A 14,331-nucleotide genomic window follows, 5' to 3' on the forward strand; every position below is an offset into this window, starting at 1 on the left:
AACGAAAAAAACCTATCAATGTTTAAGAAATTCGCAGTTTTATTTTACAGTATTTTTGTATTAAACTTAGTGTCTGCACAGCATGGTGAGGCCACCACTGGTGAGGCTCCTGCTAAAGAGCTTTCAGAGAAAGACAAAGTAACTAAAGAAAACAAAGAGTTCATCGATCATCACTTATTGGATGCTCATGATTTCACATTGATGGTTGACAAAGATGGTCATCATATCGGTTTTCCTCTTCCTGTTATTTTTTATGATAATGGTTTCCACTCTTTCATGAGTAACAAAGAAGGTTTTATGCATGGAGAGCCAACTGAAGTAGATGGAGCTTATTATGTATTACATCATGAGAAAATCTATAAGACTGATGAGAAGGGAACAATTACTCTGGATAAAGATCATCACCCAACGCAAGAGAAAGTTTTAGATCTTTCTATTACAAAAAGTGTATTGGTTATCATCTTCGTAGCTGTTTTCATGTTTGTGTTATTTGTTGGAATGGCTAAATCTTATAAGAAGTCAGCGGTTCCTACAGGAGCAGCAAGATTCTTAGAGCCTTTAGTGATTTTTGTAAGAGATGAGATCGCTCTTCCTAACATCGGACATAAGTATAAGAGATTTATGGGTTATTTATTAACGGTATTCTTCTTTATTCTTTTCCTTAATGTTTTAGGATTGATGCCTTTCGGAATTAATGTTACAGGTAATATTACAATGACATTCTTCTTGGCTATCCTTACGTATCTGATTACGACATTCTCAGCGAACAAAGATTATTGGAAGCACATCTTCTGGATGCCAGGTGTTCCGGTTCCAATGAAATTCATTATGTTGCCAATCGAATTATTAGGAACTATCACTAAGCCATTCGCTTTGATGATCCGACTTTTTGCCAACATGACAGCAGGTCACATCGTAGTAATGACTTTGATTGGATCTATCTATATCTTTAAAAACTGGATCGCAGGAGTAGCATTCCCATTCTTAACATTAGTAATTTATTTACTTGAAGTTTTGGTAGCATTCCTACAGGCTTATATCTTCACAATGCTATCTGCTTTATTTATCGGAATGGCTGTAGAAGAACACGAGCACGAACATCACGCTGCTCACTAATTAAAAGTTAAAAAGAGAAAATTAAACAAATATTAAAACAATTTTTTAAAATTATATATTATGGAAATCCCTAGAATTATTGGTGCAGGTCTTATCGTACTAGGTGTAGGTATCGGTCTTGGTAAAATCGGAGCTGCTGCTCTTGAAGCTATCGCTAGACAGCCTGAGCAATCTGGAAAAATCCAAACTGCTATGCTTATTGCAGCTGCACTAGTTGAAGGTGTTGCATTTGCTGCGTTATTCGCATCATAAGCCAAACAAAACAAAAACATTGTTGCAGCGGTTGGCTGCAGCAATGTTAATTTTAAAAAAAAAGTAATAATTATTTATACATTTATATAATGGAATTAATTCATCAGTTTTCATCAGGACTATTTATTATCCAGTCTGTTATTTTTCTAGCATTATTGTTTTTGTTAGGTAAATTCGCTTGGAAGCCTATTTTAAAGTCAATCGACGACAGAGAAACATCTATTGTTGACGCTCTTAATCAAGCTAAATTAGCTAGAAAAGAAATGGAAACTTTAAAAGAGGATAACGAAAGAATCATTCGTGAAGCTAAAATCGAAAGAGACGCGATCCTTAAAGAAGCCAGAGAAATTAAAGACAGAATCGTAGGGGAAGCTAAAGATGCTGCTAAAGCTGAAGGAGACAAAATGATCGAAGCTGCTAAACAGACTATCAACGCTGAGAAAAATGCTGCAATGGCAGACATCAAAACTCAGATTGGTACTTTATCTGTAAACATTGCCGAGTCTATCTTGAAGCAAAAGCTAGATAACAGCGAAGCTCAAAACGAATTAGTTCAAAATTATTTAAACAAATCAAACCTTAACTAAGAATGCTTACATCTAAAGTAGCTAAAAGATACGCACAAGGTTTACTTGACTTCACCAACGAAGCTGGGCAAACGGCTACTGTATTTTCTGAAATGAAAGATGTAGTAAAGGTAATGGCTGGATCTAAAGATTTAAACAGATTTTTCCTTACTCCTTACATCGATTCTAAAAAGAAAATAGAAGTAGCAAACGAAATATTCAAAGGTTTATCTGTTTCTTCTCAAAACCTGATCAGATTGGTTATTAAGCACGGACGTGAAAGCCAATTGAAAAATATTGCTCAGGAATTTATCAACAAAGTAGAAGACCTTAGTGGTGTACAAAGAGTAACGCTTACTACAGCAACTCCGCTTTCAAAAGAGAACCTTGACCAGATTTTAAGATCTACAAATCTTGTAAATGCTGATTCAAACTTTGATCTGAAAGTAAATGTGAAGCCTGAAATTCTTGGAGGATATATTCTGAGAGTAGGTGACCAGCAGGTAGATGCGTCTGTGAAGACAAAATTGAACCAAGTTAAAAAAGATTTCCAATTAAATTAAGAAAAACAACCATACAATGGCAGAAATAAATCCGGCAGAAGTATCTGCGATCTTAAAACAGCAATTGGCCAACTTCGATACTCAATCAAACGTTGAGGAAGTAGGTACAGTTTTAACCATCGGTGATGGTATTGCTCGTGTATACGGGTTAGAAAACGTACAATACGGAGAGTTGGTGAAATTTTCTAGTGATGTAGAAGGTATTGTACTTAACCTTGAAGAAGACAACGTGGGGGTTGCTCTACTTGGTGAAAGTAAATTAGTAAAAGAAGGTGATACAGTAAGAAGAACAAACAGAATCTCTTCTATCAAAGTAGGAGAAGGTATGTTAGGAAGAGTAGTAGATACTCTTGGTAACCCAATCGATGGTAAAGGTCCTATTACTGGGGATTTATACGAAATGCCATTGGAAAGAAAGGCTCCTGGAGTTATCTTCAGACAGCCGGTAACTGAGCCTTTACAGTCTGGTATCGTGGCAATTGATGCGATGATCCCTGTAGGAAGAGGACAAAGAGAGCTTATCATTGGTGACAGACAAACAGGTAAAACTACTGTTGCTATCGATACGATCATCAACCAAAAAGAATTCTTTGATGCTGGTCAGCCAGTATATTGTATATATGTTGCTATCGGTCAGAAAGCTTCTACTGTAGCACAAATCGTTAAAACACTTTCTGATAAAGGAGCTTTAGCATATACGGTTATCGTTGCAGCTAACGCATCAGATCCGGTTCCAATGCAGGTATATTCTGCAATGGCAGGAGCTTCTATCGGTGAGTTCTTCAGAGACACTGGTAGACCGGCGCTTATCGTTTATGATGATTTATCTAAACAAGCTGTTGCTTACCGTGAGCTTTCTCTACTATTGAGAAGACCACCGGGCCGTGAAGCTTACCCTGGAGACGTTTTCTACCTTCACTCAAGACTATTGGAAAGAGCTGCAAAAGTAATCGCTGATGACGAAATTGCTAAGCAAATGAACGATTTGCCAGAGTCTCTTAAACCAATCGTAAAAGGAGGAGGTTCATTAACAGCCCTTCCGATTATCGAAACTCAGGCTGGTGACGTTTCTGCGTATATCCCTACAAACGTAATCTCTATTACAGACGGACAGATCTTCCTGGAGTCTGATCTATTCAACTCAGGGGTTCGTCCTGCAATCAACGTAGGTATCTCTGTATCAAGGGTAGGAGGTAACGCTCAGATCAAATCAATGAAAAAGGTATCTGGTACATTGAAACTTGACCAGGCTCAATATAAAGAATTGGAAGCGTTTGCTAAATTCGGTTCTGACCTTGATGCTTCTACTTTAGCAGTAATCTCTAAAGGAGAAAGAAACGTAGAAATCCTTAAGCAGCCGGTAAATGCACCACTTCCAGTAGAAAGTCAGGTAGCAATCGTATATGCCGGAACAGAAAACTTAATGAGAAACGTTCCTTTGAACAAGATTAAAGAATTCCAACACGAATACATCGAGTTCCTTAGATCTAAGCACCCGGATACAATGGCTGCTATCAAGGCTGGAAAAATCGATAACGATATTACAGGTGTTCTTAAGCAGGCAGCTAACGATTTAGCTTCTAAATACAACTAAAAAATTCAATGTTTAAGGTTTGAAATATAGTGTTTTAAACCTTAAACTTTAGACCTTAAACTTTGAACCCAAATTAATGGCAAACTTAAAAGAAATACGAGGCAGAATTACGTCAATTTCATCTACGATGCAGATTACACGTGCTATGAAGATGGTTTCCGCAGCGAAACTTAAAAAAGCACAGGATGCAATCGTGATGTTAAGACCTTATTCTGAAAAATTACAGGAGCTTATCCAGAATGTAAATTCTAGCTCTGATCCTGATCAGATTTCTGTATATGCTCAGAAAAGAGAGGTTAAAAGAGTATTATTCATCGCTGTTACTTCAAACAGAGGTCTTGCGGGAGCTTTTAACTCTTCTATCGTAAAAGAGCTTAACCTTCAGTTTCAGAACAACGCTCAGTACGAGATTGAAGTTCTTCCTGTAGGTAAAAAAGTATATGATGCTGTAAGAAAAAGCCGTACGGTATATACTAATGGAAGCACTGTATATGATAATCTGAACTTTGATGCAGTTGCTCATATCACTGAAGGGGTAATGACGAGTTTCAGAGAAGGTAAATTTGACGAAGTGTATGTTATCTATAACAAATTCGTTAATGCTGCTACTCAGGAAGTTACTACAGAACAGCTTCTTCCTATCTCAATGCCGGAAAATACTGAGCCGCAGGTTGAAACGGATTATATCTTTGAACCTAACAGAGCTGAAATCCTGGATAACCTGATTCCAAAGTCTATCAAAACTCAGGTTTTCAAAGCGATCTTAGATTCAGTAGCATCTGAGCACGGAGCGAGAATGACGGCAATGCACAAAGCAACAGACAATGCTCAGGCTTTAAAGAACGATCTTGTGATCTTCTACAACAAAGCAAGACAGGCTGCAATTACCAACGAAATTTTGGAAATTGTTTCCGGAGCAGAAGCTTTGAAAAATTCATAAAGAATTATTTTACTATACCCATAAAAGCACCGAAATTATCGGTGCTTTTTTGTTTTTGGAAAGCTGAAACTGCTGTTTACCACTTAAAAATATCGTTTCTGTTGAAAAATGAGTCGTTGTTTCAATTGTTTTTTTTATTTGAAAATAGCGGTATTTTATAGTGTCATTTTTTCTTCCGAAAATTCCTTCATCGAAATAATCTATCCCGGATTCAGGTTATTTTTATTTTACATATCTTTGTACCTAATAAAATTTATACAATCTCTAAATGGACTCGGACATAGTCAGGCTTTTGCTGGCCTTATTTCTTGTTTTACTCAATGGCTTCTTCGTAGCCGCAGAATTTTCAATTGTTAAAGTTCGTTACTCTCAAATTCAGCTAAAAGCTGCAGAAGGAAACTCTATGGCTAAGCAGGCAGAACATATCATCAAGCATCTTGATGAATATCTTTCCGCTACACAATTAGGAATTACATTGGCTTCCCTTGCCCTTGGTTGGGTAGGAGAAAGTGCTTTGCACCACGTGGTTGAAAGCCTCTTTCATTCGTTTAATATAGACTTGACACAAACAACGATTACCACCATTTCAGTGGTAACCAGTTTTGTATTGATTACCATCATGCACATTGTGTTTGGTGAGCTTATACCAAAATCAATCGCTATTAGAAAATCTGAATCAACGACAATGGCAACAGCGGTTCCGTTGAGAGTTTTCTATACGATTTTTAAACCGTTTATCTGGTTGATGAATTCCATGTCAAATGGTTTCTTAAGACTGGTAAAAATTCACCCGGCTTCGGAACAGGAAATTCACTCCACAGAAGAACTTCAGCTTCTGGTAAAGCAAAGTGCAGACAGTGGAGAAATTGAAGAAGAGAATTATGAGATCATCAAAAATGCATTTGATTTTACAGATCATTCTGCAAAACAGATCATGGTTCCAAGACAGAATATTACTTCCATAGACTTTGAGGAAGATGTCAATGATATTATCAACAAAATAATGGACAGCGGTTACTCTCGTATTCCTGTTTATATTGATTCTATTGATAATGTGATCGGAATTTTCTACACAAAAGAAATTATAAGAGAATTTGTGAAGAGAAAAGGAGATCTGGATCATGAAGATCTTAAAGACTTAATGCGTGACGCCTTCTTTGTGGTGGAAAGCAAAAAAGTCTCAGACTTACTGAAGACTTTCCAGCTTAAAAAACAGCACATCGCCATTGTTATTGACGAATTTGGTGGAACTGAAGGAATTATTACACTGGAAGATATTCTGGAAGAACTGGTAGGAGAAATTCAGGATGAAGAAGACGATGAAGAAAAAATCGTTGATAAAATAGCGGATAATACCTATTGGGTACAGGCTACACAGCCTTTGGAGGAAATCAATGAATTCCTTCCCAGAAAACTTCCTCTTTCCGAAGAAAGCGAGTACAACTCACTGGCCGGATTTATTCTTTATGAGCTCGAAGAAATCCCTGAAGAAAACCAGGAGTTTGATCTTGCAGACTATCACTTTAAAATTCTGAAAATGAATAACAAGAGTGTTGAACTGGTGGAACTTGTTTATCAGGAACCTAATGCGATTGATAATCTGGCAGACAAAATAGGAGAAGTTTAAAAGAATAAAAATGAATTTTTATAACAGCATAAAAGATTACGAAAATCCAAAACGTCAGTACGAAGAAGAAGTACTTGTTCTGGATGATACGGATGAAGTTTATAAACTGGTACTGCATAACGATGATATCCATACATTTGATTATGTGATAGACTGTCTGATCGAAATATGCAAGCATACGCTGGAACAGGCAGAGCAATGCACGATCCTTGTTCATTACAAAGGCAAATGTACCGTAAAAACAGGCTCAATGGATGTTTTGAAGCCTATGCATGAAAAATTAATTTCGCGCGAATTAACAAGCGAAATCGTATAAAATAAAAAACCGGCAAATGAATTGTCGGTTTTTTTTATTAAATCCCAAAAAGAAAGTTGAGTAATACCAATAAATCATAAAGACCTGTCAGTTTTCAGAATGTATTTTAATCTTTAAATCCTTTAATCTTTTAATTTCTCAATACTCTTACATTGTCATATTTTATCTAAAATAGTATATTTGTACCAACTATAAAGAAACAAAAAAACAATGCTTGTAATAGGAATTGCCGGTGGTACAGGATCCGGCAAAACTACAGTTGTTGATAAGATACTTCAGCAGCTTGATATTGAGGGAATGAATATCCTCTCTCAGGATAATTATTATCACGACAACCAGGGTCTTACATTGACGGAAAGAGAAGCTCTGAACTACGACCATCCGAAATCAATAGACTTTGACTTACTGATAAAACATGTAAAAGCTTTAAAAAACAATGAGCCGATTGAACAGCCGATTTACAGCTTTGTTACACATTCCAGAACAGGAGATCATGTCACTGTAGAACCTAAAAACGTATTGGTAGTAGAAGGAATTCTTGTTTTGACCAACAAAGAATTGCTGAAAGAATTTGATCTGAAGGTATTTGTTCATGCAGATTCTGACGAAAGACTGATCAGGAGGATCAGGAGAGATACCCAGGAAAGGGGAAGAGATCTGAGCGAAGTATTGCACCGTTATCAGACCACATTGAAACCAATGCACCAGGAATTTATCGAGCCTTCTAAAAATGAGGCCGATCTTATTATCCCTAATATGAAACAGAATTCCGTAGCCATTGATTTTTTAACTACTGTTATTAAAAACTCGTTGAAAAAACATTAAAAAATGGAAGAAAACAACCTTATCAAAGACATTCAGCCGAAATCTGAAACATTCAAACTTATCCAGAAATATGTTTTGAACAAGTATACCATTACGATCTGTCTGTTTTTGGTATGGATGATTTTTTTCGATAAAACTTCATTTCTTGTTATTAATGAACTGAATGGTGAGATTCATAAGTATGAAGAGCAGCTGGATTACTATAAAAAAGAGTACGAAAAAAATGATGCTTTTTATAAGAAACTGATGAACAACAAGTCAGAAAAAGAAAAATACGCAAGAGAAAATTATTTTATGAAAAAACCGAATGAAGAAATTTTCATTCTGGTGGTAGACAGCACAAAAGTGGCTAAAAAGTAATAAAAGTTGAATAGAATTATGTTGATGATGAAATGAATTTTTAGTTTTTAAATTTCACTTACAAAGCAAAATTCACCATTAACAATTCACAAATAAAAAACTAATGTCAAATACAGATATACTTTCAAACTGGGAAAACCTGGTCAAAAAACAACTTAAAACAGAGGATATCTATCCCGTTTTAGAAAAACAGAATCTGGAAGGAATAGAAGTGAAGCCTTTTTACACTGAAGTTCAGAAGCCTTTGGTAAACCTGCCAAGAGTTGAAGAAAGTACCCATCTGGTTGCAAGATACCACGAAAGTCTGGAAGAAGAAGTATTTGCATTTATGCTGGATCAGAATGTAGAAAATCTGGATCAGAAAACCATTTTTGTGAATAATAAAGATCTTGCAGGGCACATCAGTCCTAAAGAAGAAGACCAGTATTTTTCACTGATTGATGTTTTTAATGAAAAAGAAGGAAGTATTGATGATCAGCTGGTAAAAGAATTACTTTCAAAAGATTTTAGAAGAAATATCTGCGTAGATATCTCACTGCATCAGAATGCCGGAGCCGCTATCTATCAGCAGCTTGCAATTGCCCTTGCAAAAGCTAAGGAGTTAGCAGAAGTTTATGGAGCTGAAATTTTAAATAAACTGATTTTCAGAATAGCTGTAGGAGGAAGTTATTTCTTTGAAATGGCTAAGCTGAGAGCTTTTAAGATTATTTTCAACCAGCTTTCAAAAGAATACGGACTGGATGAAGTTCCTTACATCTTTGCTGAAACTTCGTTAAGAAATAAAGCTGTTTCAGATAATGAAAATAACCTGATCCGTTCTACGTTGGAGCTTGCTTCTGCCATGATTGGCGGAGCAGACGCTGTTTTCTCCAACAATTATCTTGTAGACAGAAGTACGGATAACTCGGAAGAGATCTCTTTCAAACAACAGATAGTTCTGGCCTATGAAAGTATCATCAACGTATTTGAAGATGCTTCCAACGGAAGTTATTATGTGGAAGATATCACCCGGCAGTTTGCAGAAAAAGCATGGGCTTTATTTGTTGAGATTGAAGAAGCAGGCGGATATCTTGAATTGTTGAAACAGGGAGTTATTCAGAAAAAAATCTATGATCATGCGATTGAAGAGCAGCAATGGATTGAAGAAGGGAAAATAAAGCTTATCGGAGTGAATCTGTACCCTAAATTAGACGTTAAAAAGTCCATCACGGATCTTTACAGCGAAAAAGAAATAAAAGCCGTTCGCTGGGCGGAAATGTTTGAATAAATTTAATTGCTCCCACAGATTTCTCAGATGACACAGCTTTTTACAGTGCAACTGTAGAAACTAAATTATACACAAATGAATGAAAATGAGATAAGCTTTTATATCAGGAAATCTATTTTTTCTGTATATAACGGGTTGGGACCAGGTTTATTGGAAAAGTTTACGAGAAAGTTTTGGCACTTGAATTAAAAAATAACGGTTTAAGCGTTAAAACCCAAGTTCCAATACCCATTACGTTTAAGGGAGTGTTTATTGATTCAAGCTTTATTGCAGATATAATTGTTGAAGACAAAGTTATTATTGAAATAAAATCAATTCCTGAAATAATTAATGTTCATCACAAGCAGCTCTTAACCTATTTAAAATTGACCAAACTGAAATTAGGAATATTGGTTAATTTCAATACTGATTATATTGATAAAAGTATTATTCGAAAAATAAACGGAAACATTTAATAAGCATAATAATCTGTGCAATTTGTGAAATCTGTGGGAAGTAAATTACTAAACAAAGAAATTCAAAACTATATCAATGCAAATCTGAAAACAGATTTACATACGCTATTATTAAAAAAATCACCATTTCCGGAGATTTCTATGCAGGAAATTGTACAGCAGATCAAGGGAAAACAGGTCGCAGAAAGAAAATTCCCTTTTCTTTTAAAAGAAGGTATTCTTTTTCCGCCACAGCTTAATCTGGAACAGTCATCATCAGAAAAAACGGCGCTTTATAAATCTGAAATTCTGAAAGGAAAGAAATTCATTGATCTCACAAGCGGTTTTGGTATTGATGCTTATTATCTCTCCCGAAATTTTGACGATATCACTTTGGTAGAACAAAATACCGCGCTTTTAAATATTGTTGAAAATAACTGGAACGTCCTGGGCCGTAAGGCAAAATTTATCAACAGAAAACTCGAAGATTTTCTGAATGAGAATCAGGAACACTTTGATGTCATTTATCTTGACCCGGCCAGAAGAGACGAGCAAAAAAATAAAGTTTTTCTTTTGGAAGATCTGTCTCCTGATATTCTTGAAATTCAGGAAAAATTATGCTCTATATCCGATCTTGTGGTGATAAAGCTTTCCCCGCTAATTGATCTTAAGTATCTTGTTTCGGTGCTGCCAGGTATTTCAAGAGTGGATATTATTGCTCTGAAAAATGATGTGAAAGAAGTTGTCGTATTTCTTTCCAGCGAAAATACGGATGAGATCATCTGTAACTGTGTGAACCTTGAAAGCAATGAATCTGTCTTTAGCTTTACATTTGGGGAAGAAGAAACTGCAGAATCGGAATATTCTGAACCGGAAAAATACATTTATATTCCCAACCATTCTATTTTGAAGGCGGGAGTCTTTAATTTGATTTCCCTGAAATTCGGATTGAAAAAACTTCATCCCAACAGCCATCTTTACACTTCCACTGAAAAGATTGAAAATTTTCCGGGAAGGATTTTGGAAATGGAATCTGTTGATTCTAAAAGTATTAAAAAGAAAGGGCAGTTTAATATCATTGCAAAAAATTACCCTTTAAAACCTGAAGAAATTAAAAAGAAATACGGTTTAAAAGACGGAGGAGATCAGTATCTTATTTTTACCCAATCCAAAAAAGGGAAAATAATATTAAAATCAGTATAAAAATGTTGCCGAAAAAAGCAGGATTTCTTACTTTTGGGCAATCAAAAATTGAAGCATGTAATCGCTTGCTGTTTGGAGAGTCAGAATAGATTAAAAATAGCGCGGTTCCATATTACCTTTTAAAAAAAATAATTTTACATATGAAAAAATTAGTTATCTGTTTAGCGATTGCAACGGTAGCGGTAAGCTGTAAAAAAGTTCCGCAAGGAGGAAACAAAGCTACTTTGAAACTTGAAGAAGGAGTAGAAAGATATTCTGACGCTCCTCAGGGAGAAGCTCACGGACATGAAGCTGCTGCTGCAGTGCATAAAGAAGAAGCTGCTGCTCCAAAAACAGACAGTACTGCTGCTGCAAAACCTGCTGAAGCTGATAAAGCTCCAAAAGCTGAACACTAATTAGAAGTACAAAATATATAAGTGCCCTGTTTCTGCAGGGCATTTTTTTATTAAAAAGAGGGCTATAGGGTTCATTAGCATGGGATTGGGAAAATCCTTTCTTTTTGTTTGTCCCTGCCAGGCATTTTTTTTAATTTTAACAAAATAAATTTTTACAATGCAAGAGACATTAAATTACATCAACGAAAACAAACAGCGTTTCGTGGATGAATTATTTGAGTTATTGAGAATTCCTTCTATTTCTGCGGATCCGGCGTATAAAGATGACGTTTTGAAATGTGCAGATGTAGTGGCGGCGCACCTTAAGACTGCTGGAGCTGACAATGTTGAAGTTTGCCAGACAAAAGGATATCCAATTGTTTTCGGGGAGAAAATTTTAGATAAAAGCTTACCTACAGTATTGGTATACGGACACTACGATGTTCAGCCGGCAGATCCGTTGGAATTATGGACAAAGCCACCTTTTGAGCCTTATATTGAAAAAACTGAATTACACCCTGAAGGAGCTATCTTCGCAAGAGGTTCTGCTGATGATAAAGGACAGTTCTTCATGCATCTGAAGGCTTTTGAGGCCATGATGAAAACCAATGCTCTTCCCTGCAATGTTAAATTTATCTTAGAAGGTGAAGAAGAAGTGGGTTCTGTAAGCTTAGGAGACTGGGTAAACGAGAACAAGGAGAAGTTAGCTTGCGATTGTATCTTAATTTCCGATACCCATATTTACAGCAATGAACAACCTACTGTAACAACAGGATTAAGAGGTTTAAGCTATGTAGAAGTAGAAGTGGAAGGTCCAAACAGAGATTTACACTCAGGCCTTTACGGTGGAGCGGTTCCAAATCCTATCCATGTCCTTTCAAGAATGATCGCTAATCTGATTGATGAAAACGGTCATATCACTATTGATGGGTTCTACGACAATGTAGAAACTGTTTCAGATGCTGAAAGAGCTGAAATGAACAAACTGAAAGACAATCCGGAAGAATTCAAGAAATCAATCGGATTAAGCAATATCGAAGGTGAAAAAGGATATACTACTTTAGAAAGAACTTCTATCCGTCCTACTTTAGACTGCAACGGAATCTGGGGTGGTTACACAGGAGAAGGGGCAAAAACAGTAATTCCTTCAAAAGCTTTTGCTAAAATTTCAATGCGTTTGGTTCCTTACCAGACTCCTCAGGAAATCACGGAAAAGTTCACGAAATATTTTGAAAAAATCGCTCCGGATACAGTAAAAGTAAAAGTAACTCCTCACCATGGAGGAATGCCGTACGTTTTACCAACCAATACAAAAGAATTTGCTGCTGCGAAACAGGCAATGGAATCAGCATTCGGAAAAGAAGTTCTTCCATACAGAGGAGGAGGAAGTATTCCGATTACAGCCATGTTTGAGCAGGTTTTAGGAGCTAAGTCTGTATTGATGGGATTCGGATTGGATTCTGATGCGATCCACTCTCCAAACGAGCATTATGGGCTGTTCAATTTCTATAAAGGGATTGAAAGTATTCCATTGTTCTTTGAGAATTATTCAAAGTAATTGATCAATATTACAATATCATAAGGTATTTCTGAAAAGAGATACCTTATTTTTTTGCTTTATATTATTCTGTTATCAACTGCCGGCAAAGCCTTTTTAAGAGTTTTAAAAATTAAATTCACTGAAAATAAAAGGGTTAATTTTTATTTGCAATAAGTTATTTCACTATTCATTGAAAGTTTATATTTTTAATACAAAACTTGATTTACTATGAAAAAATACTACTCAATTGCAATTTTGCTATCTTCAATATGCATTTTAGCCCAGCAGACCATTTCCTTTGAGCCTAATGAAGGATATAACACCGGAGATATCAATGGTCAGGCAGGCTGGATCAGTACTCCCACAGGAGGTATACCGCAAAATGTTACTCATCAGACCATCAGCATGGATAAAGCCAGTGATGGAAGCCGTTCCCTTAGAATTGTAAAAGAAAATACATATGGAACCCAGAATGATCCGATCATAGGAGGGTTTTATAACCTTCCGGCACCGTTGGTTTCCAACAATTTTTCTGTATCATTCGATATCAGTATATCACAGTTCAACGGCTCTGATTTTGGTTTTCAGGGCGTAAACAGTATTGATGACCAGTCTGTGGTGAGATTGGATTTTGAAAAAACAGGATCGGTAAAGATTTTAAACACGGTTTCAGGTATACCGGATCTGATTTCCCTGCCTTCAATCTGGATACCTAACACCTGGTTTCGGTTAAAAATAGTTGGAAGCGCCACAGATGTGCGGTATTACCTTAATAATGTGCTGATCTACACAGGAACAGCCGCCAATTCTTTAAATATAGACCAGCTTCGTTTCGTTCATAATAATTCATTGGGATCAGCTTATATCGATCATATCAAAATTAATAGTGAACTGGGGGTAATGGCGGTACATGATTCTAAAGTAAATACTAAGGAAATTGCGGTTTATCCTAATCCCGCCCATGATTTTATCAATATTAATACAGCCACCAAAGTAAAAAGTATTGACCTCTATGACGAGACAGGAAAACTCATAAAGACGGAAATAAACAACAATAAAATAGAGGTAAAAGGCTTAAGCGCAGGAATATATAGTGTCAATGTTAAAACCGAAGGAGGAAATTTTACAGAAAAAGTGATCATCCGATAAATTATTTCTTACCTCTGGAAACATGGGATCTTTTTAGCGTTTTAATGTATTCATGGATGATTTTTCGGAATTGATCTTCTTTCTTGGATTTAATATCTTTACTATTTTTGATTAAAAATATTATGTTAATTTGTTAATACGTGTAAAAAATTAACGTGTTTTGCTTTTTAGGTTTAAAACGTATATATTTGCTTTAAACTAAAAA

16 protein-coding genes are annotated in these 14,331 nt (G+C 35.9%); all 16 read left to right on the forward strand.

The features are described from left to right. Positions 1-18 precede the first annotated feature (18 nt). The 16 genes from atpB to AC5YGI_RS10845 all read left to right on the forward strand — a co-directional run bounded on the left by atpB (position 19) and on the right by AC5YGI_RS10845 (position 14,126). Positions 19-1,116, forward strand: coding sequence for a F0F1 ATP synthase subunit A (atpB, locus tag AC5YGI_RS10770; RefSeq protein WP_496168282.1), 1,098 nt, complete (start codon positions 19-21; stop codon positions 1,114-1,116). Between the two features lie 60 nt (positions 1,117-1,176). Further along, positions 1,177-1,368: an ATP synthase F0 subunit C gene (gene atpE, locus AC5YGI_RS10775; RefSeq protein ID WP_027384648.1), complete on the forward strand. Its 192-nt coding sequence runs from the start codon at positions 1,177-1,179 to the stop codon at positions 1,366-1,368. An 89-nt stretch (positions 1,369-1,457) separates the two neighbouring features. Next, a complete protein-coding gene (locus AC5YGI_RS10780) occupies positions 1,458-1,955 on the forward strand; it encodes a F0F1 ATP synthase subunit B (protein WP_110366266.1) in 498 nt (165 codons plus the stop codon). A gap of 2 nt (positions 1,956-1,957) precedes the next feature. Then, on the forward strand, positions 1,958-2,497 hold the full coding sequence (gene atpH, locus AC5YGI_RS10785; protein ID WP_110010269.1) for an ATP synthase F1 subunit delta: 540 nt from the start codon (positions 1,958-1,960) through the stop codon (positions 2,495-2,497). Between the two features lie 16 nt (positions 2,498-2,513). Continuing rightward, a complete protein-coding gene (gene atpA, locus AC5YGI_RS10790; protein WP_227944406.1) occupies positions 2,514-4,091 on the forward strand; it encodes a F0F1 ATP synthase subunit alpha in 1,578 nt (525 codons plus the stop codon). 76 nt (positions 4,092-4,167) lie between these two features. After that, positions 4,168-5,031 carry an ATP synthase F1 subunit gamma gene (gene atpG / locus AC5YGI_RS10795; RefSeq protein ID WP_227944405.1) on the forward strand — a complete coding sequence of 288 codons (864 nt, stop codon included), beginning with the start codon at positions 4,168-4,170 and terminating at the stop codon, positions 5,029-5,031. 268 nt (positions 5,032-5,299) lie between these two features. Then, a complete protein-coding gene (locus tag AC5YGI_RS10800; RefSeq protein WP_330746559.1) occupies positions 5,300-6,658 on the forward strand; it encodes a hemolysin family protein in 1,359 nt (452 codons plus the stop codon). 10 nt (positions 6,659-6,668) lie between these two features. Further along, complete coding sequence (locus tag AC5YGI_RS10805; protein ID WP_099049883.1) at positions 6,669-6,974, forward strand: ATP-dependent Clp protease adaptor ClpS; 306 nt, start codon at positions 6,669-6,671, stop codon at positions 6,972-6,974. Positions 6,975-7,184: 210 nt separating this feature from the next. Then, a complete protein-coding gene (gene udk / locus AC5YGI_RS10810) occupies positions 7,185-7,799 on the forward strand; it encodes a uridine kinase (RefSeq protein WP_002979122.1) in 615 nt (204 codons plus the stop codon). 3 nt (positions 7,800-7,802) lie between these two features. After that, positions 7,803-8,159: an FtsB family cell division protein gene (locus tag AC5YGI_RS10815; protein WP_002979124.1), complete on the forward strand. Its 357-nt coding sequence runs from the start codon at positions 7,803-7,805 to the stop codon at positions 8,157-8,159. A 103-nt stretch (positions 8,160-8,262) separates the two neighbouring features. Beyond that, positions 8,263-9,426 carry a methylmalonyl-CoA mutase family protein gene (locus AC5YGI_RS10820; protein ID WP_330746558.1) on the forward strand — a complete coding sequence of 388 codons (1,164 nt, stop codon included), beginning with the start codon at positions 8,263-8,265 and terminating at the stop codon, positions 9,424-9,426. Positions 9,427-9,599: 173 nt separating this feature from the next. Then, positions 9,600-9,881 (forward strand): GxxExxY protein, encoded by a 282-nt coding sequence (locus tag AC5YGI_RS10825; RefSeq protein ID WP_330746557.1) that lies wholly within the window; start codon positions 9,600-9,602, stop codon positions 9,879-9,881. A gap of 33 nt (positions 9,882-9,914) precedes the next feature. Then, entirely contained in the window at positions 9,915-11,063 is a 1,149-nt protein-coding gene (locus AC5YGI_RS10830) for a class I SAM-dependent methyltransferase (RefSeq protein WP_496168284.1), read from the forward strand. 140 nt (positions 11,064-11,203) lie between these two features. Continuing rightward, a complete protein-coding gene (locus tag AC5YGI_RS10835) occupies positions 11,204-11,458 on the forward strand; it encodes a hypothetical protein (RefSeq protein ID WP_330746555.1) in 255 nt (84 codons plus the stop codon). A gap of 157 nt (positions 11,459-11,615) precedes the next feature. Next, positions 11,616-12,995 (forward strand): dipeptidase, encoded by a 1,380-nt coding sequence (locus AC5YGI_RS10840; RefSeq protein WP_330746554.1) that lies wholly within the window; start codon positions 11,616-11,618, stop codon positions 12,993-12,995. Positions 12,996-13,205: 210 nt separating this feature from the next. Then, positions 13,206-14,126 carry a T9SS type A sorting domain-containing protein gene (locus tag AC5YGI_RS10845; protein WP_330746553.1) on the forward strand — a complete coding sequence of 307 codons (921 nt, stop codon included), beginning with the start codon at positions 13,206-13,208 and terminating at the stop codon, positions 14,124-14,126. Positions 14,127-14,331: the final 205 nt, after the last annotated feature.

Source organism: Chryseobacterium sp. CS3K3.1 (assembly GCF_059515165.1).